Source organism: Jhaorihella thermophila (assembly GCF_900108275.1).
Classification (GTDB): domain Bacteria; phylum Pseudomonadota; class Alphaproteobacteria; order Rhodobacterales; family Rhodobacteraceae; genus Jhaorihella; species Jhaorihella thermophila.
In genome coordinates, this window is sequence record NZ_FNVD01000003.1 from 250,887 (window position 1) to 271,066 (window position 20,180).

Annotated in this window: 24 protein-coding genes, 1 tRNA gene and 1 pseudogene; 5 read left to right on the plus strand and 21 right to left on the minus strand. The window is 66.6% G+C overall.

Annotated features, from left to right (window positions below):
* Positions 1–4 precede the first annotated feature (4 nt).
* The 10 genes from pal to ruvC form a co-directional block, all read right to left on the minus strand.
* Positions 5–508 (minus strand): peptidoglycan-associated lipoprotein Pal, encoded by a 504-nt coding sequence (gene pal, locus C4S70_RS06025; RefSeq protein ID WP_104007247.1) that lies wholly within the window; start codon positions 506–508, stop codon positions 5–7.
* An 88-nt stretch (positions 509–596) separates the two neighbouring features.
* On the minus strand, positions 597–1,916 hold the full coding sequence (gene tolB / locus C4S70_RS06030) for a Tol-Pal system beta propeller repeat protein TolB (RefSeq protein ID WP_104007195.1): 1,320 nt from the start codon (positions 1,914–1,916) through the stop codon (positions 597–599).
* On the minus strand, positions 1,913–3,013 hold the full coding sequence (locus tag C4S70_RS06035; protein ID WP_104007196.1) for an energy transducer TonB: 1,101 nt from the start codon (positions 3,011–3,013) through the stop codon (positions 1,913–1,915). The genes tolB and C4S70_RS06035 overlap by 4 nt, the downstream gene beginning before the upstream one ends.
* 9 nt (positions 3,014–3,022) lie before the next feature.
* Positions 3,023–3,499, minus strand: a complete 477-nt coding sequence (locus tag C4S70_RS06040; RefSeq protein ID WP_104007197.1) for an ExbD/TolR family protein — start codon at positions 3,497–3,499, stop codon at positions 3,023–3,025.
* A 3-nt stretch (positions 3,500–3,502) separates the two neighbouring features.
* On the minus strand, positions 3,503–4,198 hold the full coding sequence (gene tolQ / locus C4S70_RS06045) for a protein TolQ (RefSeq protein ID WP_104007198.1): 696 nt from the start codon (positions 4,196–4,198) through the stop codon (positions 3,503–3,505).
* 104 nt (positions 4,199–4,302) lie between these two features.
* Positions 4,303–4,692: a tol-pal system-associated acyl-CoA thioesterase gene (ybgC, locus tag C4S70_RS06050; protein ID WP_104007199.1), complete on the minus strand. Its 390-nt coding sequence runs from the start codon at positions 4,690–4,692 to the stop codon at positions 4,303–4,305.
* 76 nt (positions 4,693–4,768) lie between these two features.
* Positions 4,769–5,395, minus strand: coding sequence for a hypothetical protein (locus tag C4S70_RS06055; protein WP_104007200.1), 627 nt, complete (start codon positions 5,393–5,395; stop codon positions 4,769–4,771).
* 70 nt (positions 5,396–5,465) lie between these two features.
* Positions 5,466–6,485: a Holliday junction branch migration DNA helicase RuvB gene (ruvB, locus tag C4S70_RS06060; RefSeq protein WP_104007201.1), complete on the minus strand. Its 1,020-nt coding sequence runs from the start codon at positions 6,483–6,485 to the stop codon at positions 5,466–5,468.
* Positions 6,486–6,493: 8 nt separating this feature from the next.
* Complete coding sequence (gene ruvA, locus C4S70_RS06065; RefSeq protein WP_104007202.1) at positions 6,494–7,171, minus strand: Holliday junction branch migration protein RuvA; 678 nt, start codon at positions 7,169–7,171, stop codon at positions 6,494–6,496.
* On the minus strand, positions 7,168–7,668 hold the full coding sequence (gene ruvC, locus C4S70_RS06070; protein WP_104007203.1) for a crossover junction endodeoxyribonuclease RuvC: 501 nt from the start codon (positions 7,666–7,668) through the stop codon (positions 7,168–7,170). Before ruvC ends, ruvA begins: the two co-directional genes overlap by 4 nt.
* 332 nt (positions 7,669–8,000) lie before the next feature.
* Here ruvC and C4S70_RS06075 point away from each other — a divergent pair, with 332 nt between their 5' ends.
* Positions 8,001–8,210, plus strand: a complete 210-nt coding sequence (locus tag C4S70_RS06075; protein ID WP_104007204.1) for a DUF1127 domain-containing protein — start codon at positions 8,001–8,003, stop codon at positions 8,208–8,210.
* 108 nt (positions 8,211–8,318) lie between these two features.
* Here C4S70_RS06075 and C4S70_RS06080 read toward each other — a convergent pair whose 3' ends face one another.
* The 4 genes from C4S70_RS06080 to C4S70_RS06095 all read right to left on the minus strand — a co-directional run bounded on the left by C4S70_RS06080 (position 8,319) and on the right by C4S70_RS06095 (position 11,498).
* Entirely contained in the window at positions 8,319–8,603 is a 285-nt protein-coding gene (locus tag C4S70_RS06080) for a hypothetical protein (protein ID WP_104007205.1), read from the minus strand.
* Positions 8,604–8,773: 170 nt separating this feature from the next.
* Positions 8,774–9,646, minus strand: coding sequence for a 50S ribosomal protein L11 methyltransferase (locus C4S70_RS06085; protein ID WP_104007206.1), 873 nt, complete (start codon positions 9,644–9,646; stop codon positions 8,774–8,776).
* Between the two features lie 88 nt (positions 9,647–9,734).
* Positions 9,735–10,967, minus strand: coding sequence for an MFS transporter (locus C4S70_RS06090; RefSeq protein ID WP_104007207.1), 1,233 nt, complete (start codon positions 10,965–10,967; stop codon positions 9,735–9,737).
* A gap of 78 nt (positions 10,968–11,045) precedes the next feature.
* A complete protein-coding gene (locus C4S70_RS06095; RefSeq protein ID WP_104007208.1) occupies positions 11,046–11,498 on the minus strand; it encodes an Lrp/AsnC family transcriptional regulator in 453 nt (150 codons plus the stop codon).
* Between the two features lie 73 nt (positions 11,499–11,571).
* On the opposite strand from C4S70_RS06095, the gene C4S70_RS06100 reads away from it, so the two are divergent.
* Together C4S70_RS06100 and C4S70_RS06105 are read left to right on the plus strand one after the other, a co-directional pair.
* Positions 11,572–12,168, plus strand: a complete 597-nt coding sequence (locus C4S70_RS06100) for a LysE family translocator (RefSeq protein ID WP_104007209.1) — start codon at positions 11,572–11,574, stop codon at positions 12,166–12,168.
* Between the two features lie 68 nt (positions 12,169–12,236).
* A complete protein-coding gene (locus tag C4S70_RS06105) occupies positions 12,237–13,199 on the plus strand; it encodes an acetyl-CoA carboxylase carboxyltransferase subunit alpha (protein WP_104007248.1) in 963 nt (320 codons plus the stop codon).
* A gap of 4 nt (positions 13,200–13,203) precedes the next feature.
* Here the strand turns inward: C4S70_RS06105 and C4S70_RS06110 are convergent, their stop codons facing one another.
* The 6 genes from C4S70_RS06110 to C4S70_RS06135 form a co-directional block, all read right to left on the minus strand.
* Positions 13,204–14,349, minus strand: a complete 1,146-nt coding sequence (locus C4S70_RS06110; protein WP_380218833.1) for a lytic murein transglycosylase — start codon at positions 14,347–14,349, stop codon at positions 13,204–13,206.
* Positions 14,350–14,517: 168 nt separating this feature from the next.
* Positions 14,518–15,309 (minus strand): ABC transporter permease, encoded by a 792-nt coding sequence (locus C4S70_RS06115; protein WP_104007210.1) that lies wholly within the window; start codon positions 15,307–15,309, stop codon positions 14,518–14,520.
* Positions 15,302–16,069: an ABC transporter ATP-binding protein gene (locus tag C4S70_RS06120; protein WP_104007211.1), complete on the minus strand. Its 768-nt coding sequence runs from the start codon at positions 16,067–16,069 to the stop codon at positions 15,302–15,304. The genes C4S70_RS06115 and C4S70_RS06120 overlap by 8 nt, the downstream gene beginning before the upstream one ends.
* Positions 16,070–16,112: 43 nt before the next feature.
* Positions 16,113–17,129: an ABC transporter substrate-binding protein gene (locus C4S70_RS06125; RefSeq protein ID WP_104007250.1), complete on the minus strand. Its 1,017-nt coding sequence runs from the start codon at positions 17,127–17,129 to the stop codon at positions 16,113–16,115.
* A gap of 101 nt (positions 17,130–17,230) precedes the next feature.
* On the minus strand, positions 17,231–17,881 hold the full coding sequence (locus tag C4S70_RS06130) for a GntR family transcriptional regulator (RefSeq protein ID WP_200822729.1): 651 nt from the start codon (positions 17,879–17,881) through the stop codon (positions 17,231–17,233).
* A 48-nt stretch (positions 17,882–17,929) separates the two neighbouring features.
* Positions 17,930–18,616, minus strand: coding sequence for a M48 family metallopeptidase (locus C4S70_RS06135; protein ID WP_104007251.1), 687 nt, complete (start codon positions 18,614–18,616; stop codon positions 17,930–17,932).
* 98 nt (positions 18,617–18,714) lie between these two features.
* Between C4S70_RS06135 and C4S70_RS06140 the strand changes: the two genes are divergently transcribed.
* Together C4S70_RS06140 and C4S70_RS06145 are read left to right on the plus strand one after the other, a co-directional pair.
* Entirely contained in the window at positions 18,715–19,032 is a 318-nt protein-coding gene (locus tag C4S70_RS06140; RefSeq protein ID WP_104007213.1) for a TIGR02300 family protein, read from the plus strand.
* Positions 19,033–19,159: 127 nt separating this feature from the next.
* Positions 19,160–19,235 (plus strand) — tRNA-Ala (locus C4S70_RS06145).
* Between the two features lie 771 nt (positions 19,236–20,006).
* Here C4S70_RS06145 and C4S70_RS18465 read toward each other — a convergent pair.
* A pseudogene (locus tag C4S70_RS18465) lies at positions 20,007–20,180 on the minus strand (carboxyl transferase domain-containing protein); the annotation flags it as partial.

The window sequence follows — 20,180 nt, forward strand, 5'->3', positions numbered from 1 at the left end:
CCGCCTACCCCGTCAGACCGCTTTGCAGAACGGTCACCGCGCGGCGGTTCTTGGCATAGCAGCTTTCATCGCTGCAGATCTCGACCGGGCGTTCCTTGCCGTAGCTGATCGTGGTGATCCGGTTGCCGGCGACCCCGCGCGAGATCAGGAATTCGCGCACCGCGTTCGCCCGCCGCGCCCCCAGCGCGAGGTTGTATTCGCGCGTGCCCTGTTCATCGGCGTGACCCTCGATAAGGGCATTGTAGTCGGGGTTGTTCATCAGCCACTCGGCCTGGGCCCGCAGCACGGCGCGCGCCTCGTCGCTCAGAGAGGACTGGTCCACGGCAAAGAACACGCGGTCGCCGATCGCCTGCTGGAAATAGGCCGGCGAAGTGGGATCTTCCACCGACCCCGGCGCAACCGCGCCGCCCGCACCCATGCCGCCGCTGCCGTCGTATCTGGTCGCGTTGGAACACGCCGCCAGCGCCAGGACGGCGCCCATCAAGATCATCTTGCCCGGAATAGTCATGTCGAACGCCATGCCTCCTGCCTTTTCCCTGTTCGATTTCTAGCACATCCGCCCACGCAGGGAAACGCAGGCCGCGGCCGGTATCTCATCACTTCTGCAAGGGGGACCACGACGGATCGCTGGCCCCGTCGGGGGTGCGCACCTGCCGCAGATTCCGCCCGGTTATGTCCACGGTATAAAGCGACGACCGCCCGGCCGCGCCCCGGGTCGCCCGGGTGAACATGATCACGCGGCCGTTGGGGGCCCAGGTGGGGCCTTCGTCCAGAAAGGACGCGGTCAGCAGACGTTCCTCGCTGCCATCGGTGCGCATCACGCCGATATGGAACCGGCCCTTGTTCTGCTTGGTGAAAGCGATCAGATCGCCGCGCGGCGACCAGACCGGCGTGCCATAGCGCCCCTGGCCGAAGCTGATCCGCCGCGCCTCTCCGCCCCCCGCGGGCATGATATAGAGTTGCTGGGTGCCCGACCGGTCGCTTTCAAAGACGATCTGCCGTCCATCGGGCGAAAAGCTGGGCGCGGTTTCGATCGAGGGTGAATTGGTCAAGCGGCGGCTCTTGCCGCTGCGAATGTCCATCTCATAGAGATCGGTATTGCCGCCTCGGGTCAGCGAATAGACCACCTTGCGCCCGTCGGGCGAAAAGCGGGGGGAAAAGCTCATCGTGCCTTCGGGCGTGGGCAACTGCTTGCGCCGCACCTTGCCCACATCCATCAGGAAGATGCGCGGAAAGCCGGTTTCGTAGCTGGTATAGAGGATCCGGTCGCCGGTGGGCGAAAACCGAGGCGCCAGCACGATGGCCGAACTGTCGGTCAGATACTGCACGTTGGCCCCGTCGTAATCCATGATCGCCAGCCGCTTGCGTCGATCGTTCTTGGGCCCGCTTTCCGATACGAACACCACGCGGCTGTCGAAATAGCCGCCTTCGCCGGTGATGCGGGAATAGACCGTATCGGCCACCTTGTGCGCCATGCGCCGCCAGCCGTCGACGGCGCCGGCAAATTGCAGACCCGTGCCCAGCTCGGTGCCCGCGAACACGTCCCAGACGCGAAACTTGACGGTCAGGCGATTGCCGGACTGGCTGACCGAGCCGGTGATCAGCGCCTGGGCGTTCACCGCCTTCCAGTCGGCGAACTGGATCGGCGCGTCGAAGTCTGTGACCTTGCCGATATGGGCCGAGGCCGGAATCTCGCGAAACAGGCCGGTGCCCGACAGATCCGCGGCGATCACCCGCGAGATGTCGCGCGCCGCCTGCGCCGCCGCCGGGCTGGTGGCGACGAAATCCGGCACCGCAAAGGGCATGGGCTCGATCACGCCTTCGGTGATCTCGATCCGCAAGGGGCCGTTCTGGGCCGCAGCCGGGCCAACCGCCATCACCACACCCAGAAGGAAACCTGCCAGCAATCTTTTCATTTGATTCGCATCCTCTCGGGATTGAACGTCATTTCGATATCACGCCATCGATCGTATTTGTCAGGGGGAAGCTTGTAACCATTCGCCCCGCACCGGATGATGGCGCGGCGGGCGGCGCCGAACGCCTGCTGCGCCGCCGCCTGCGACCCGCCCGTGCTGGACAGCATCCGGATCGAACCGGCATCCGGGCGGCCGTCACGGTTCATTCTGACAGAAACCACAACGGTGGTCCTGAGCGCCTCGGTCGAAAGCGAGCCCACGTTCCAGCAGTTCGACACGGCAACCCGCAACGCGTCCTTTTCCCCGGCGGTCAGCGGCGGGCCGCTTGGCGCGGGGTCCGGGGACGCCGCGCCCCCACCCAGCGCCTCGGCCAGTGCTGCCTTGACGGCAGACTGCGCGTCAGGTGCCTTTTCGGCCGGCTTCGGTTCCCGTCTTGCCACCCTGGCGGGGCGGGCGCGCGGACGGAGCGAGGCGCTCGGCGCCACCTCGTCGCCCTTGTCCGCCTCGGTGATGATGCGGTCGGTCGCGGCCTCGGGGGCGGTCTGCTCCTTCGGCGCCTGCCGCGTCTCGCCCCCCTCGTCGGGCGTAACGGCGGGCGAGGTCACCTCGTCGGGCCGGGCCTCGGGCGGCGGCGGCGCGACCGGCTGCGGCGCGACACGGTCCACCGCACGCGATTCGGGCCTTGACGGCACCGGAAGCGGCGTCAGCACCGCCACATCCTGTTCGGGCTGAACCGGGACGGGCGGCGTGTCATCCGGCGCGACGTCCGGCACCGGGATCTCGGGCGCAGGCTCGGGGGCCGCTTCTATTTCGGGGGGCGTCGAGAGATCCGGCGCATCCTGTGCCGGCACCGCCTCGGTCGCCGCGGCCAGATCCGGGGACTCGACCGGCGCCTCGGGCGGTGCCGGCGCTTCGGGCTCGGCCGCAACATCTGGCGTTGCCGGCCGCGCAGTCATGGCCGCGAACTCTTCGGCAGAGATCACCGACACGTCATGCACCTCGAACGGCAGCGGTTCGGTATCGAAAGACCCGCCGAACACCGCCCAGCCGATCAGCAGCAGATGCGCAATGCCCGAAATCTTGGTGCCGGTCTGCACCGCCCGCCCTCACTCTTGGCCCGCGCCGAGCCTTGGCCCGCCGGTATCCGTCACGAGGCTGACATTGGAAAACCCGCCCGCGTTCAGCGCCCCCATCACCTGCATCACCTCAGCATAGGGGATCGCCCCGTCCGCCCGCAGATAGATCCGGTCGCCGGAGCGTTCGGACGCGATCGCCCGCAATTTCGCCACCAGTTCCTCACGCGGCACGGGGGTCATCTGGATCTGCACCTCGCCCCCGGCGGTCAGCGTCACGGTCAGCGGCTCTTCCCTGTCGGCGGGCAGGGCATGCGCGGCGGTCTTGGGCAGGTTCACCGGCACGCCCACGGTCATCAGCGGCGCCGCGACCATGAAAATTATGAGCAGCACCAGCACCACGTCCACGAACGGCGTGATGTTGATGTCCGACATCGGGCGCACCCGCGCGTGGCGATCCCGTCTGCGCCGCCGCGCGCCCCCCGATCCCTGCTGCAGCCCCGCGCCCATGGCTCAGCCGTCCAGCTGCCGCGACAGGATGGTCGCGAATTCGTCGGCGAAAGCCTCATAACCGGCCACGATCCGGTCGGCGTCGGCGGAAAGCTTGTTGTAGAACACCACCGCCGGGATCGCCGCCAGCAGGCCCAGCGCCGTGGCCATCAGGGCCTCGGCAATGCCCGGGGCCACCACGGCCAGGTTGGTGTTCTGCTGCTGCGCGATCTCGACAAACGCGTTCATGATGCCCCAGACCGTGCCGAAGAGCCCCACGAAGGGTGCCGTCGAGCCGACCGTGGCCAGCACTGTCAGCCCGCGCTGAAGGAAATCGGCCTCCTTGGCGATCGCCACGTCCATCGACCGGTCGATCCGCGCCTGCGCTCCGGCGATCAACCCGCCGTCGTTGCGGTGCGACCGCAGCCATTCCTGCATGCCGGCGGCAAAGATCCGCTCGGAACTGCCGTCAGGATCCGGGCCGATCTCGCCATAGAGCTCGTCCAGCGGCTGGCCCGACCAGAAGGCCTGATCGAAGGCCTCGGCCTCGGCGCGGGCGGCGCGATAGGTGATGAGCTTCTGGATGATGATCGCCCAGGACCAGAAGGACGCAAGGATCAGGACGACGACGACCAGTTTCACGGTCAGCGTGGCGCGCGCGAACAGCGCCCACAGGGACATGTCGATCCCTTGCGCCAAAGCCAGAGTTTCTGCTTCCATATGCCTGCTCTGTTCGGTTCAGCGGCCGTATTCCTTCGGCCTTGACTGCGGCAAACCTATCGCAGTTCGAATGCGATTGCCACCTGAACCGCCATGCGGTCACGCTATTGCGACTGCAATGCGCGAATCTCTGCCGGCAAGCGCACCGGCTTGCCCGCGCTGTTCATGCAGACCGCCGTGACCCGGGCGCGAAAGATCGGCGCGCCGTCGCGCTTGACCACCTGATCCATCACCAGCCGAGCGTTGGTCATGGAGTTGATCGTGGTCTCCACCAACAGCTCGTCCTCGAATTTCGCGGTCGCGATGTAGTCGGCCTCGATCCGCCGAACCACCCAGACGATCCCCGCCTCGCGCATGGCGTTCTGGTCGTTGCCCAGCCGACGCACCCAGTCCGATCGGGCGCGTTCGATATAACGCAGGTAGTTGGCGTGATAGACTATCCCGCCCATGTCGGTGTCTTCGTAGTAAACCCGGATCGGAAAGGTGTGAATCATCGCGCTCGCCCGGCTGCCTGCAGCGGCACTCAACCAGCTTGCGCCTCGCCGGGCAAGGGGGCGCCCGCCTCCGACGTCACGACCCGCCCATCCGCAGCCGCGCGAACAGCCGCAGCGCATGGCCCGGATCCCGCGCCACGTCGGGCAGAACCGGATCATAGGCCGCCCGGATCACGCCTGCGATGTCGGGGCGCAGAATCACCTGCTCGCCCGCCAGCGCCAGAGGTGACCGGTCCCGAAACGCGCCCTCGGCCCAAAGCAGCATCACCTGGGCCACCTGCGCCAGCGCCAGCGTCTCGGCCGGCTGATCGGCCATCGCCCGATCCATCCGCAGAAAAACGAAGACAGCCCGGATCGCCCCCGCCTCATCGAACCGGAACACGCGATACTGGTTCGCCCCCGCCTCTCGCAGCCGGGCCACCAGCGCCGGCAGATCCGGCAACAACCGGCCCAGATCCGGCACCTCCAGCAATTCTTCCCAGTCGCGGAAAAAGAACATCTGGCAGTTGCTGCCCAATTCGGGATCGGTGCCAGCCATCCTGTGCCCGGCAAGCGCCACGACCGCCTCGAACGCGCCCTTGACCACCGCAAGGGTTTCGTCGGTCACGCCGAACACCACCGGCGCAATGGGCCGCCCCCAGCGCGCGAACAGGAACCCGCCGTCATCGCGGGTGAACAAGGCTTCGACCGCCTGCGGTGTCACATCGCCACCTTCATCTTGCTCCAAATACTCCCGCCGGAGGCAACGGCGAAGCCGTTTCCCACCCTACGCCTCAACCGAACAGATCGTCCTGCCGTCGGGGCGCGGCCATCCCCAGATGATCCCACGCCTTCTGCGCCAGCATCCGACCGCGCGGCGTGCGCTGAATCAATCCCTGCTGCAGCAGATAGGGCTCGATCACCTCCTCCAGCGCATCGCGGCTCTCGCTCAGCGCGGCCGAAAGCGTCTCGATCCCCACCGGCCCGCCGCCATAATTCTCGGCAATCAGCCGCAGGTAACGCCGGTCGCCGCCATCCAGCCCCAGATGATCCACCCCCAACCGCGTGAGCGCGTTGTCGGCGAGCTCGCGCGTGATCCGCCCGTCGCCCTCGACCACGGCGAAATCCACCACCCGGCGCAGCAGCCGCCCCGCGATCCGGGGCGTGCCGCGCGACCGCCGCGCGATCTCGCGCGCGCCATCCTCGTCCGCCGGCGCGCCCAGCTTGCGGGCATTGCGGCTGACGATCTCGTGCAGTTCATCGACCGTGTAGAACTGCAGCCGCGTCGGAATCCCGAACCGGTCGCGCAGCGGCGTGGTGAGCAAACCCATCCGCGTGGTCGCCCCCACAAGCGTAAAGGGCTGCAACTCGATCCGCACGGTGCGCGCCGCCGGCCCCTCGCCGATCACCAGATCCAGCTCGAAATCCTCCAGCGCCGGATACAGCACCTCCTCGACCGCCGGATTCAGCCGATGAATCTCGTCGATGAACAGAACGTCCCGCGCCTCGAGATTGGTCAGGATCGCCGCAAGATCGCCGGCCCGTGCCAGCACCGGGCCGGACGTCATGCGGAAGTTCACCCCCAGCTCGCGCGCCATGATCTGCGCCAGCGTGGTCTTGCCCAGACCTGGGGGGCCGTGGAACAGCGTGTGATCCATCGCCTCGCCGCGCCGCCGGGCGCTTTCGATGAATATCTTCAGATTCGCCCGCGCCTCGGCCTGGCCGATGAATTCGTCCAGAGCCTGCGGGCGCAGCGCGCGGTCGTTGTCCTCGGGCAAGGGCTCGGGCCGCAGGGTCGGGTCGCTTTCGTTCATGGCCTACCCTACCCTTTCGGCGCCAGTTTCTTCAACGCGGCCCGGATCAGGTCCGAAGTTTCGGCCTCGGGGTTCTCGCCGGCCGCCTCGGCCACGGCCGCCGCCGCTTCGCTGGGGCCGTAACCCAGATTGCCCAAGGCCGACAGCGCATCCGCCTGCGCGCTGGCCCGCGGCGCGGCGGGGGGCGGCGTGGCCGCGGCCGGCACGGGCGGCTCCGGCTCTTCGATCACCTGCCCCGACGGACCGTCCATCGCATCGGCCACCGTGCCGCCCATCGCCATCACCGACGGCGCCTTGTCCTTGAGGTCCAGAACGATCCGCTGCGCCGTCTTCGGCCCCACGCCCTTGGCCGCCTTGACCGCCGCCCAGTCCCCCAGCGCGATCGCCCGGCTCACCCCGTCCGGCCCCAGCGCGCCCAGGATCGCCAGCGATACCTTGGCGCCGACGCCCTGCACGCTCATCAGCAGCCGGTGCCATTCCTTTTCCACCAGGCTGGTAAAGCCGAAAAGCTGCATCAGATCCTCGCGCACCACGAGGTCGGTATAGAGCGACACCATCTGCCCCGCCCCCGGCAGCGCCGCCAGAGTCCGGTCCGAGCAATAGACGATATATCCCACCCCGCGCACGTCGATCAGCACGTGGTCGGCGGCGCGGTAATCCATACGCCCGGTCAGCTTGCCGATCATGATGTCCGAACCTCCCGCAACGGCCGTTCCTTCACACCCCCGTAATAGGCATGACAGATCGCGATGGCGAGCGCATCCGCCGCGTCGGCGCCCGCCGGTTCACAGCCCGGCAGTTGCAGCCGGACCATGTGCTGGACCTGCACCTTGTCGGCGTGCCCCACGCCGACTACCGTCTTCTTCACCTTGTTGGGGGCGTATTCCCCGACCGACAGCCCCGCCTCGGCCAGCGCCAGCAACGCCACGCCGCGCGCCTGGCCCAGCTTCAGCGTGCCGGCGCCGTCCTTGTTGACGAAGGTCTGTTCGATCGCCGCCGTGTCCGGGGCATGGCGCGCCACGACGTCCCGGAGTTGTTCATAAAGGGACAGCAGCCGCGCCGCGAGGTCGGTCCCCTGCGGGTGCAGGTGCCCGTTGGCGACGTGCGACAACCGGCTGCCCCGTGATTCGATCACCCCCCAGCCAAGGGTGCGAAGCCCCGGATCGATGCCAAGAATGCGCATGAAACTGCCCGGCCCCTGCCCGAATTGTTGCTTTTTCACAGCACTAGCACGAAAGGCGAACATTTTCCAACCGCTTTGACCCCCGGCCAGCCGGGTCCGGACTGCGGCCAACCAAGGAGAAATGGGCCAAAAGCGACATGCCGCGATGCAGAAAGCGACATTTTCGATTTCGAATTTCTGCTTTTGTTTTAAACCTGTTACCGCAGGATCGACCTATGCGGCAAACGCATAGGAACCATGCAGTTTCTGCTGCTTGTGCGAGTCGATTTCGCCTCTTACATGGCGCGGCGCAACGCAGGACGACCTGCACATCGAACCGAAGGATCAAGGATATGGCTGCGATCGACACCACCCGCTCTGCTCATGGCTCTCACGGCCTCGTCGGCCGTATCGGGTCCGTCATCAATCACCTCGTGGCGGCGTTCACCGCTTGGAACGACGCCCGCGTCACCCGCAAGGCGCTGTCGGCTCTGACCGACCGCGAACTGGAAGACATCGGTCTGACCCGCGCCGATATTGACCGGATCGCCGGCGGGAACTGAGACAACCGAACTCTTCCCGGTTTCGCCTCCCCTCCTCCCGAGGCGAAACGGAAAAGACGCCGCGCGGCCTGGCCACGCGGCGTCTTTCTTGGTTTGGAGGAACCAATCTTATCTGGGCAGGTAGGGCGCAACCCGGTCGGCGATCCATTTCGATGCGGGATCAACCTGCATGACCCATGCCCCCGCCTGCTCGACCGCCGTGCCCGTCTTCAGTCTGTCGACTCGTTCAACATAAACACTCGTTCCCAACTGGGCCAACAGCAGCCCCTTGAACAGCAGAAGACCCGCGATGCAATAGACCAGCGGTCGGAGAGAGAAAGACGACCGCGCGCGAACCGGCTTGGCCACGATCAGGCCATCGGGTCCGACTTCCGTCACATAGCCCCGTTCCATTTTGCGCTGCCGGCGGTTCAGACGCCGGACGCGTTGTTGAAAGTTGAGCTGACCCCTATCCATCTTGGCAGCCTTCCGTTGCTGGCCCCCACCAGCGACGAAAACAAGGTGCCCACGAAATGTGGCAAAATCGTGGCGACCGCCTTGAAACCGCCAGAATCCCGGCCGAATTACGCCGATTTCGTCAAAGTCAGAGTCGTCCAGGCACCAATCTGTTCACGTTCGACTTCATTGATGCCGGATCGTGCATAAACCTCGGCAATTTCCTGCGCCTGTTCGTTGAGAATCCCCGACAGAATCGCGAATCCACCCGGCCGCAGATGTGCCGCCACGTCGGGCGCAAGCGCCACCAGCGGCCCCTTGAGGATGTTGGCGAAGATCAGGTCATAAGGGGCAGCAGCTTTCAGATCGGGGTGGTCGAAGCCCGCGGCCTCCAGACAGGCGACGCGACCGGCCATCCCGTTCGCCGCGAGGTTGGCCTCGGCCACCTCCACCGCCACGGGGTCGATGTCGCTGGCGAGGATCTCGCCCTGCCACACGCGCGCGGCCGCCAACGCCAGAACGGCAGTGCCGCAGCCGATATCGGCGATCCTGCGCGCCTCGAACCCGCCCTCGATCAGACGGTCCAGCGCCCGCAGGCAACCCAGCGTGGTGCCGTGATGCCCGGTGCCGAAGGCCATCGCCGCGTCGATCAACAGAGGGATCCGGTCGGCGGGCACCTTGGCGGCATCGTGGCTGCCGTAGACAAAGAACCTACCGGCCTCGACCGGCGCCAATTCCCGCCGCACATGCGCCACCCAGTCGGTTTCCGGCAGTTCCGACACCGCAAAGGGTTTCGCGCCGAACGCCGCCGCCAGCAGCGCCAGCGCAGCCGCGTCCGGTTCTTCAGTGAAGTAGCCGCCCACTTCCCACAGGCCCGAGCCGTCCTCGACCTCGAACACGCCGACTCCGGTCGGCTGCGGGTCGAGGCGCTCCATCGCTTCGCCAAGGGCTTCGGCGGCCGTCTTGCCTTGGAGTGTGGTCAGCGCGGTGTATGTGGGCATGTCGGCATCTCCGGTATCTGTGCTCTTGCGCCTAGGACCGCGCGAGCGCGAGGTCAAGCATCCGCCCGCTGCCCTTGCAGCAGCACGCCTACGCGGCCGGCGCGGCGGCGAGACGCGACAGGCGCGTTTCGTTGCCCGGTTCGGGGTGGCGCGGCACCAGCAGCGACAACGACAGCGACCCCAGCGCCATGCCCGCGGCCAGCGCGAACACCGCCGCCGGCGACACGACCCACAACAGTCCCAACACCACCGGCAGGAACACCGCCGCGATGTGGTTGATGGTGAATGCCACGGCCGCGGTCGGCGCGATGTCTCCGGGATCGGCAATCTTCTGGAAGTATGTCTTGAGCGCCAGCGCGAGTCCGAACAGGATATGGTCGATCACATAGAGGATCGCGGCCAGCATCACCCCCCAGTCGAACCAGTAGATGCCCCCATAGGCGGCAAAGACCAGTGCGAGCCCGGCATATTCGAAGATCAGCGCCCGCCGCTCTCCGAACCGGGCCACGGCACGACCCAGAAACGGCGCGGCCACCATGTTGACGATCAGGTTGACGAGATAGAGTCCGGTCAGTTCGTGCACCTCGAAGCCGAACTTCTCGACCATCATGAACCCGGCGAACACCATGAAGATCTGCCGCCGCGCGCCCGACATGAACTGCAGCGCGTAATACAGCCAATAGCGCCGCCGCAGCACCATCTCCTTGACTTGGGGATGCGGGGCCTCGAACTGGGGCCAGGCCACCAGACAGAACAGCGCGATCGCCGCCGTGGTCAGGCCGGCGGTCATGAACACCGCGTTGTAGGTCAGCCCCAGGGGTTCCCACATCAGCACGATCAGGACGAATACGACCAGCGTCATCGCCGATCCCGTCCCCATCAGCCAGCCCATGACATGCGGCGCGCGCGCCTTGCTGAGCCATTGCAGTTGCAGCGACTGGTTCACCGTTTCGTAATAGTGAAAGCCGAGCGAGCTGAGAAAGGTCAGGATCAACAGCCCGCCGAGACTGGGAAACCACGCGGTAAAGGCGGTGGCAACGCCCAGCAGCGCCAGCGACACCAGTCCCAGCACCTGTTCGCGGACGAAGACGATGATGGCGATCACGCCGACCGCCAGAAAGCCCGGGATCTCGCGCACAGTGTGCAGCAGACCGATATCGGCCCCGTCAAAGCCTGCCGCCTCGATCACGAAATTGTTGAGCAGCGCATACCAGGCGTAAAAGGCGATCGGCATCGCCGCCGCCATCACGAACAACAGCGTCACCGGCCTGCGCCAGAACGGCAGCGTCTCGGATTCAGCAAGGGTGACGAAACGGGTCATTCCCCGCTCTTACGCCTCATTCCGCGACTTGGCGAGTGTAAATGGGCGCACCCCTCCTGCGTCAGCGCACAGTCCAGCTCAGGCCCGGCCGTCCTTGGGAGAGCCGATCACGACATAGGTCGTCAGCGAGGCGACATGCGGCGTGGTGCCCAGAACCTCGGTATGAAAGGTCTTGTAAGCGGCCAGATCGGCGCATTCCACCCGCAGCAGGTATTCGATCGTGCCGGTCACGTTGTGACATTCGGTGACTTCGGGGGCGCGGGCCACGGCGCGCTCGAAGGTTTCCTGCGCCGCTTTGCTGTGATCGTTCAGCCCGACACCCAGATAGGCGACGAACCCAACGCCCATCGCGGCCGGATCCAGCCGCGCGCGATAACCGAGGATCACCCCGTCGCGTTCCAGTTCCTGCACCCGGCGCAGGCAGGCCGACGGCGAAAGCCCCACCCGTTCGGCCAGATCAAGATTGCTGATCCGACCGTCGCGCGACATCTCTCGCAATATCTTTCGGTTTATCGCATCCATTTTCACCATACATTGCGCAGATTTTCACACTGAGCAACAAAACGCAATTTCATTCCCCCGAGACGCCGGCAAATTCGCACCCATGACTGCTGACCTTATCATCGCGCTGGCGCTCTTCGCCTTCGTTTCGTCGATCACGCCGGGGCCGAACAACCTGATGCTGATGGCCTCGGGTGCCAATTTCGGCTTTCGCCGCACGGTGCCGCACATGCTGGGCGTGGCCCTTGGCTTTGTCTTCCTGCTGCTGGTCGCCGGCGCGGGGCTGATCCGGGTGTTCGAGATCTGGCCGGCGGTTCATGCGGCCATGAAGGCCGCTTCGGTGGCCTATCTTCTGTGGCTTGCATGGAAGATCGCCACTGCGGCGCCGGTCGGCGAAGGCCGGAGCAGGGGCAGGCCGCTGACCTTTCTGCAAGCGGCGGCGTTCCAGTGGGTCAACCCCAAGGCCTGGGCGATGGCGCTGACCGCGATCACCGTCTATGCGCCCGACCGGTCGGCGCAGGCCCTGCTGACCGTGGCGGCGCTGTTCGGGCTGGTCAACCTGCCCTCGGTCGGCACATGGGCGCTGATCGGGCAGGGGCTGGCAGCCTGGCTGGCCGAACCACGCCGGTTGCGGACATTCAACCGTGTCATGGCGCTGCTGATGGTGGCGACCCTCTGGCCGTTTCTGTCGCCGTCCTGATTCCGCTTGTTGCATCCGGCGCGATGCGGGGCCATATAGCGCGCAGTCCACGGACCGGAGTGCCCACGATGACCCACTACCTTGACTTCGAAAAACCGCTGGCCGAGATCGAAGGCAAGGCGGCCGAGCTGCGCGCGCTGGCGCGAGCCAACGAAGAAATGGATGTCGAGGCCGAGGCCGCCGCGCTGGACGCCAAGGCCGAGGCGCTGCTGGACGAACTTTACAGAAAGCTGACGCCGTGGCGGAAATGCCAGGTGGCCCGCCACCCCGAGCGGCCGCATTGCAAGGACTACATCGAGGCGCTGTTCACCGAATACACGCCCTTGGCCGGCGACCGGAACTTTGCCGACGACCACGCCGTGATGGGCGGGCTGGCGCGATTCCACGATCAGCCGGTGGTGGTGATCGGGCACGAAAAGGGATCCGACACCAAGAGCAGGATCGAGCACAATTTCGGCATGGCCCGCCCCGAAGGCTATCGCAAGGCGATCCGCCTTATGCGGCTGGCCGACAAGTTCGGCCTGCCGGTGGTGACGCTGGTGGACACGCCCGGTGCCTATCCCGGCAAGGGCGCCGAGGAACGCGGCCAGTCCGAAGCAATCGCGCGCTCGACCGAGGCCTGCCTGCAGATCGGGGTGCCGCTGGTGAGCGTCATCATCGGCGAAGGCGGCTCGGGCGGGGCGGTGGCCTTTGCCACGGCCGACCGGGTGGCGATGCTGGAACATTCGATCTATTCGGTGATCAGCCCCGAGGGCTGTGCCTCGATCCTGTGGAAGGATGCCGAGAAGATGCGCGAGGCTGCCGAGGCGCTGAAGCTGACCGCGCAGAACCTGAAGAAGCTGGGCGTGATCGACCGGATCATCGACGAACCCCGCGGCGGGGCGCATCGCGACCGACCGGCCGCCATCGCCGCCGTGGGCAAGGCGATCGAAGAGATGCTGGACGAGCTGAAGGGCAAGAAGCCCGCGCGGCTGGTGAAGGAGCGGCGCCGGAAATACCTCGACATGGGTTCCAAGGGGCTGGCCGCCTGAGCCATCACGAGCGGCGCAGGCGCTCCAGCAGATCCCGCGACGGCCGTCCAGTGACCGGCAGACCGGCGCTGCGCTGATAGGCACGAATCGCGGCTTCGGTCTTGCCCCCGATCACCCCGTCGGCGCCGTCCGTATCGAAGCCGCGGGCGGTGAGCAGCCGCTGCAATTCCTTGCGGTCGTCCAGCGTCAGGCCGTTTTCGTCGGGGCCAAAGGAGGTTTTCAACGGCCCGCCCCCCGCGATGCGGTCGGCGAGGTGCCCCACCCCCAGCGCGTAGGCATCCGAATTGTTGTAGCGCTTGAGGACGCGGAAATTGCCGAACACGGCGAATTTCGGACCCGGCGCCTGCGGCTGAATCACCGCCTCGGGCGTGCCCCAGCGAGCGGCGGGAGAACCGAGTTCTCCGCCCCACGGCTGGCCGCGGGTCCAGCCGGAGCGGCCGAGATAGGCGGCCGCCGAGGCCAGCGCGTCGGCGGGATCGTCCGACCAGATGTCGCGGCGGCCATCGCCGGTGAAGTCCACGGCGTAGGATTCATAGGTCGTGGGGATGAACTGGGTGTGCCCCATCGCGCCGGCCCAGCTGCCGGTCATGCGCGCGGGCGTGATGTCGCCATTTTGCAGGATGCGCAGCGCGGCCATGAGCTGCCGCTCGTAGAAAGCGCCGCGACGGCCGTCGAAGGCCAGCGTCGAGGTGGCCGAGATCACCGGCACATCGCCCCGCCGGGCGCCGTAGCGGCTTTCGAGTCCCCAGATCGCGGTAACGATCTGGGGCTCCACGCCAAAGCGTGCCTCGATCCGGCGCAGAAGCGCCCCGTGGCGCTGCAGCATCGCGCGGCCCTGGGCCACGCGTTCATCCGAGGCGGCGATGGCAAGGTAGTCCTCGAGCGAGCGCTTGAATTCGGTCTGATTGCGATCGCGGTCGATCACGGTCGGAATGTAACCGGCACCGCGAAAGGCCGCGTTCAGGGTGGCGCGGGAGATGCCGTTTCGTTCGGCGCGGGCGCGGAAGGCGGCGACCCAGCGGTCATAGGCGGGGTTCGGCGCGCTGCGCCAAGGGTTGCCGGTTTGCCGGGGCGGGACGGCAGACCCGCAGCCCGCCACTGCCAGCGCCGCCGCGCCGGCCAGGAAATGTCGCCTGTGGATCATCGTCATGACTGCTATGCTGCTCTGTTCTGGGGTTGTTGCGGGCATGGTAGCGCGGTCGGTCGTCCGGTCCAAGCGGATCGGCGGAGTCCCGCGTGGGGGGCGGAGAAGGGGGCGCCGCCCCGTCCGCCCGTGCCGGGCGGACTCCCCCGGGGTATTTGGGACCAGAAAGAAGGCTCAGCTGCGCCAGCGCAGGAGGCGGCGCTCCAGCACGCCGATGCCCCAGCTGGTGGCCACGCCGAGGCAGGAAAGGATGACGACGCCGGCGAAAAGGCGTTCGAGATCGTAGAGCGAGCCGGCTTCGAGGATGTAGGCGCCGATGCCGTGCTCGGCGCCCAGCATTTCCGCGGCGACCAGCAGGATGATGCCGATGGCCAGCGATACCCGCAGGCCCGAGAGGATCCCCGGAAGGGCGCCGGGCAGAACGATCTTGGCGACAATGCTGGACCAGCGCAGGCCAAAGCTTTGTCCCATGCGGATCAGGGTGCGGTCCACGTTGTCCACCGCCCCGTAGGTGGCGACCACGGTGGGCGTGAAGGTGCCCAGCGCGATCAGCGCGTATTTCGAACCCTCGTCGATGCCGAACCAGATCACGAAAAGCGGCAGCAGCGCGATCTTGGGGATCGGAAACAGCGCCGCCACCAGCGGCACCAGACCGGCGCGGATGAGGGAAAAGAGCCCGATGGCAATGCCGATCCCGATGCCGGCGATCACCCCCATGGCGCTGCCCACCGCGAGCCGGGTCAGGGACGGCGCAAGATGGGTCCAGAGCATCCCCGAACGGGCAAGATCGGCCAGCGTCGCGGCCACGTCCGAGGGGCGCGGCAGGGTGAGGTTCGAGATCCAGCCCGACCGGGTGCCCCATTCGACCAGCGCCAGCAGCAGAGCGAAAACGGCCGGTCCGGCCCAGCGGATCCGCACCGGGCTGAAGCCGCCGCCGCGAAACGGAACCGGGCGCGGATCAGGCATTCAGAAGCTCCTGATCGGCGGCGACGGCCTCTTCGCGCATCATGTCCCACAGCCGCGCCTGCAGGGTTTCCAGTTCCGCATCGCCGGGGCGGCGGTCGGCAAGCGGCGTGTCGATCCCGATCACCTCGCGCAGCCGGCCGGGGCGGCGCGACAGGACAGCGACGCGGTGGCCCAGCCGGACGGCTTCGGCCAGGTTGTGGGTAACGTAGACGCCGGTGAAGGGCTGGCGGGTCCAGAGCGCCACGAGATCTTCCATCAACAGCTCGCGGGTCTGCGCGTCCAGCGCCGAGAGCGGTTCATCCAGCAACAGCACCGCCGGGTTCACCGCCAGTGCCCGCGCGATCGCCACGCGCTGTTTCATGCCCCCCGACAGCTGCCGGGGAAAGGCGTCGGCAAAACCCGACAGCCGCGTGCGGCCCAGCACGTCATCGATGATCGCCCGCGCCGCGCGGCCGCGGATCCCGTGATCCTCGAGCACCAGCGAGATGTTGCCCGCCACGGTCCGCCATGGCAGCAGGGCGAAGTCCTGGAATACATAGGTCAGCGGGTTCAGGCAGCCCTGGGGCGGGTCGCCCAGCTGCAGCACCTGCCCCGCATCGGGCCTTTCCAACCCGCCCAGCAGGCGCAGCAGGGTGGATTTGCCGCAGCCGGAGGGGCCGATGATGCACAGGATCTCGCCCGCCGGAATGCGCAGCGAGATGTCCTGCAGCACCGCCATGCCCCCATAGCGATGCGTGATCCGGTCGAGCGTGAGTTCCATGCATCATCGGGCCGGGCGCGACCGCCCTGCCCGCCCCCCGGGCTCAGATCATCTCGGCATAGGACGGATCGACCAGCGTGTCGAAGGTGATGCTGTCCTTGATGAGGCCCTCGGACTTGAACCAGTTCAACTGGTCCTTCACCGACGCCGTGTTCAGCGCCGCGTTCTTCGATATCCGCATCGCGCCGTTTCGGATGGATTTTGCCGCCTTTTCATAGGGTTTGTCGGCATAGACATATTTGTGGATCAGCTTCACCATCTCCTCGGCTGCGTCCTCGCCCGCGGTCTTGTCCACCAGGGCGGCGTTGAAATCGTCCGCCCCGCGCGAGAAGGCGCGCAGGAAGGCCTGCGTTTGCGCGCGCTCGTTGGCGGCGTTGCTGGCCGAGGTGAACACGGTGGTCACCTGATAGTCGGGCAGATAATCGGCCACGTTGCCGATGATCTTGACCGCCCCCGCGCCGGCCAGAGCCTTGGCGATGTGCGGCACGATCGACCAGGCGTCGATCTGGCCGGATTTCAGCGCGCCGATGATGGCGCCGACCTTCTGCAGCGGCTTGAAGGTCACTTCGACCCCTTCGGCCGCGGCGATCTTGGACCCCATGTAGTGAAACGACGACCCGGCCTGTGTCATGCCGTAGGTTCTGCCGCCCAGCGCCGCCGGACTGGTCAGGCCCGCCGCGTGGGCCGCGTTCGAGGCCAGAATCTTCTGCCCGTCGATTCCCTTTTCCTCGCGCAGGGCGCCGCCAATCACCTTGGCCGCGCCCTTTTCGGCCAGGCTGACAAGTCCGCCGGAGATCGCCGTCACGGCATAGTCGGCATCCCCGCTGGCAATCGCCACGGCCATCGGTTGCGCGGCCTGGAAGAACTTGAACTCGACATCCAGTCCTTCGTCGGCGAAATACCCGCGCTCATAGGCGACGAAGCTGGCCGCATGGCTGGTGAAACGCAGCGCACCGACCGTGAGTTTCGTGTTCGCCAGCGCCGGCCGCCCCAGCATCGGCAGCGCCGCCGCGCCCCCCATCAGACCCAACGCGGCGCGACGTGTGAAATCGGTTTTCATCTTCCCCTCCGGCTTGTTCTGCGCCTCACGATAGGTCGCAATGCGGAACCTGCGCAACGCGAATGCGCGAGGGGGGACGAGAAAATCCGAATGGCACAGGTTCAGCCGGTGAGCATCCGCAGCCCCTGCGTCACGTCGGAGCGGACCGCCAGACGCAGGCCCGGCTCGTCGCCCGCGCGGAGGGCTGCGATGATCAGCTTGTGATAGTGCGGCGGTTCGGACCGGCGCAGGCGACCGTAGAGACTGCGCATGGTGGGGCCGAGCTGCAGCCAGACGGTTTCCGCCATGGCCAGCATCGCAGGGGCCTGCGCGCGCAGATAAAGCGTGCGGTGAAATTCGAGATTGGCGCGGATGTAGCCGACCGGATCGCGCTTGCTGACCATCTCGGCCACGCCGGCGTTGATGGATTGCAGCCGGTCGATCAGCGCCATGTGCGCCCGCGGCAGGGCGCGGCTGGCCAGCTCGACCTCGAGCAGCGCGCGCAAGGCGGCCAGTTCCTCGATCCGTTCGTTGGTGAGCTCCGGCGTCGCCACCCGCCCCGAGGCCGACAAGGTCAACGCCCCTTCGGCCACCAGCCGCCGCACCGCCTCGCGCGCGGGGGTCATTGAGACGTCGTAGTCCTTGCCGATCCCGCGCAGGGTCAGTGCCTGGCCGGGTTCGATTTCGCCATACATGATTCGCGACCGCAGCGCGCGATAGACCCGGTCATGGGCCGAAGCGGTTTGTTCCAGGGGGCGTGCCGGTGTGCTCATGCCCATCATGTGATCACAAACGCGGCACAGGTCAAGTCCGGCATCGGCTCATCCCTGAAACCGATAGCGGTGCAGGGCCGGGCCGTTTTCGCGCAACCAGCGGCGGGCCTGCTTGTGGGGACCATAGAGCCGCTCGACATGCGCCCAGAAAGCGGGCGAGTGGTTCATCTCCGCCAGATGCGCGACCTCATGCGCGGCGACGTAGTCCAGGATCTCGGGCGGGGCCAGGATCAGCCGCCAGGAAAAGCTGAGCGCCCCGCGCGAGGAACACGACCCCCAGCGCGACCGCGTGTCGCGCAGGGTAATCCGGCTGTAGGTCCGGTTCAGCGCGCGCGCGTGCCGGTCGGCCGCGGCGGTCAGCCGGTCGCGCGCCAGTTCCCGCAGCCAGGCCTGAAGGCGCGGGCCGGTTTCCGCCCCCGGCACGACGACGGTGCCGCCGTTCAGCCGCACGCCGCGCCCGGTTCCGCGCTCGACCCGCAGCAGCGCCCCCTCGACCGGCAGCGTCACGCCCGGCGCCACGATCACCTCGTCGGGGCGCGCTGCCAAGTGACGGCGGATCCACTCCGCCTTGGACCGCGCAAAGTTCAGCGCTTCGGCCTCCGGCACGCCGCGCGGGACGGTCAGCGTCACCCGCCCGTCCAGCCCCGACACCCGCAGGCTGATTCGCCGCGCCCTGCCCGACCGGCGCAGCACGAGCGGCACCGGCGGCGTCCCTGGAAGGCGATGTTCAGCCATGCGCGGCCCCTTTTCTGCAAAGGCTTTGACAGTCCCGCCCGGTTGTGGCAGGTGGCCGGAATCGTCGATATGACTCACACGTTATCAAGGGGAATCTCATGCCCAAGGAAGAATGGGGTGTAAAGCGCGTCTGCCCGACCACGGGCAAGCGATTCTATGACCTGAACAGAGATCCGGTGGTCAGCCCCTACACGGGCGAGATCGTCGAGGTGGAAAACACCAAGACCCGGATGATTGCCGCCGATGCCGAGGACGCCGCCACGGTCAAGGCCAAGAAGGCCGCGCTGGACGAGGACGACGTGGTTCTGGAGGATGATGTCGATGTCGATATCGATGACGACATCCTCGAGGATGACGATGACGACAGCGTTTCGCTGGACGAAATAGCCGACGTCAGCACCGAAGACGAGGAATAGGTGCGCCTTTCCTGGCGCGTGGCGTCCTGGCGGAAAAAACCTCGGGCGCGGCGTGAATTTTTGGGTTGCACTCGCCGCGTCCCTTAACTAAACGACCCTCGTCGCCGGAAACGGCGATGCACATGACGGGGCCTTAGCTCAGCTGGGAGAGCGCTTGCATGGCATGCAAGAGGTCAGGGGTTCGATCCCCCTAGGCTCCACCACCCCCCAAGCACAGAAAATTGACTGAAGACGCCAGTCTTCGATCCGGGGGAAAAACATACCCATTATTTTACCTTTCTCGCACCTGCGAATCGATCAATCAAGCGGGATTGGAGCGCCCTCCCGTCTTGAGAGTGTCGGTACGTGGGAAAGCGGGATTGATCTGCTGTCTCCGTTCGACATGCCCCACCGAGCCCCCCAACGTCTGCGCGGCGGGACTTTCAGATCCAGGCCCAAGTGACTTCAACGAGCGTGATCGGCCCAGAGCCGACATCCGGTGAGGCTCGCTGCCGCTCTTCCACCCCCTTTTCGCACGCCGTGCGCGGGAGGGGTGGGAGAGGTTCACGCTCCGTGCGCTCACGATCCAGAGGACCATCAGGCAGAGCGTTTCAAGGCGGCTCTTGTTCAATTCGATTTCGGGGTGCGGAATTTCCCTGAAGGCGGCAATGGCGCGGTCCGGCACCGGATGTTTCCTCGGTCGGAGGCATCCGGTTGAAGCCATTCAGTCGCTGTCGCCCGGCCCGGTGCCGTGCAGTGGCGCCTCTCCAATTCAAAACGAGGAAAGTCCGCCCTACTGGCCCACGGCACCCTTCAGTTGCGCAGGCGCGCACTGTCGGGGTTGGCGGCAAGGAGTTCGTCCAGAACGGCCCTAGTGGCCTCGGCCCCCTTGTTCGCGGCGGTGATCCGGGCGAGCATGACCCAGGTTTCCTCGCGCTGCGGATCCGTGCGGAACGCCCCAGCCCCGCCGGGGCATTGCGCATCGTCAGCGCGCCGCCCCCGATCACCATGTGGGTTTCGGGAAAATCCGCCCGCGCCACCAGCGAAGCCACGCCTTCCTGGATGCGGGCGCCACCGGAGTCGTTGATGCCGATCACAGGGGCGCCGTTCTGCATGGCCATATCCATGATCTTGCAGATCTTTTCGGCATGCGTTTCGGACAGGGAGCC

Coding starts and splice junctions, on each gene's coding strand:
- C4S70_RS06120 (WP_104007211.1), bottom strand. CDS start 16,069: ATGGAACTCACGCTCGACCGGATCACGCATCGCTATGGGGGCATGGCG.
- ruvC (WP_104007203.1), bottom strand. CDS start 7,668: ATGCGCATTCTTGGCATCGATCCGGGGCTTCGCACCCTTGGCTGGGGG.
- C4S70_RS06115 (WP_104007210.1), bottom strand. CDS start 15,309: ATGCCTGATCCGCGCCCGGTTCCGTTTCGCGGCGGCGGCTTCAGCCCG.
- ruvB (WP_104007201.1), bottom strand. CDS start 6,485: ATGAACGAAAGCGACCCGACCCTGCGGCCCGAGCCCTTGCCCGAGGAC.
- C4S70_RS06040 (WP_104007197.1), bottom strand. CDS start 3,499: ATGGGCGCGGGGCTGCAGCAGGGATCGGGGGGCGCGCGGCGGCGCAGA.
- C4S70_RS06085 (WP_104007206.1), bottom strand. CDS start 9,646: ATGCCCACATACACCGCGCTGACCACACTCCAAGGCAAGACGGCCGCC.
- C4S70_RS06095 (WP_104007208.1), bottom strand. CDS start 11,498: ATGGTGAAAATGGATGCGATAAACCGAAAGATATTGCGAGAGATGTCG.
- C4S70_RS06125 (WP_104007250.1), bottom strand. CDS start 17,129: ATGAAAACCGATTTCACACGTCGCGCCGCGTTGGGTCTGATGGGGGGC.
- C4S70_RS06100 (WP_104007209.1), top strand. CDS start 11,572: ATGACTGCTGACCTTATCATCGCGCTGGCGCTCTTCGCCTTCGTTTCG.
- C4S70_RS06080 (WP_104007205.1), bottom strand. CDS start 8,603: ATGGAACGGGGCTATGTGACGGAAGTCGGACCCGATGGCCTGATCGTG.
- C4S70_RS06105 (WP_104007248.1), top strand. CDS start 12,237: ATGACCCACTACCTTGACTTCGAAAAACCGCTGGCCGAGATCGAAGGC.
- ybgC (WP_104007199.1), bottom strand. CDS start 4,692: ATGATTCACACCTTTCCGATCCGGGTTTACTACGAAGACACCGACATG.
- tolQ (WP_104007198.1), bottom strand. CDS start 4,198: ATGGAAGCAGAAACTCTGGCTTTGGCGCAAGGGATCGACATGTCCCTG.
- C4S70_RS06135 (WP_104007251.1), bottom strand. CDS start 18,616: ATGGCTGAACATCGCCTTCCAGGGACGCCGCCGGTGCCGCTCGTGCTG.
- pal (WP_104007247.1), bottom strand. CDS start 508: ATGACTATTCCGGGCAAGATGATCTTGATGGGCGCCGTCCTGGCGCTG.
- C4S70_RS06140 (WP_104007213.1), top strand. CDS start 18,715: ATGCCCAAGGAAGAATGGGGTGTAAAGCGCGTCTGCCCGACCACGGGC.
- C4S70_RS06110 (WP_380218833.1), bottom strand. CDS start 14,349: ATGACGATGATCCACAGGCGACATTTCCTGGCCGGCGCGGCGGCGCTG.
- C4S70_RS06130 (WP_200822729.1), bottom strand. CDS start 17,881: ATGAGCACACCGGCACGCCCCCTGGAACAAACCGCTTCGGCCCATGAC.
- ruvA (WP_104007202.1), bottom strand. CDS start 7,171: ATGATCGGCAAGCTGACCGGGCGTATGGATTACCGCGCCGCCGACCAC.
- tolB (WP_104007195.1), bottom strand. CDS start 1,916: ATGAAAAGATTGCTGGCAGGTTTCCTTCTGGGTGTGGTGATGGCGGTT.
- C4S70_RS06090 (WP_104007207.1), bottom strand. CDS start 10,967: ATGACCCGTTTCGTCACCCTTGCTGAATCCGAGACGCTGCCGTTCTGG.
- C4S70_RS06075 (WP_104007204.1), top strand. CDS start 8,001: ATGGCTGCGATCGACACCACCCGCTCTGCTCATGGCTCTCACGGCCTC.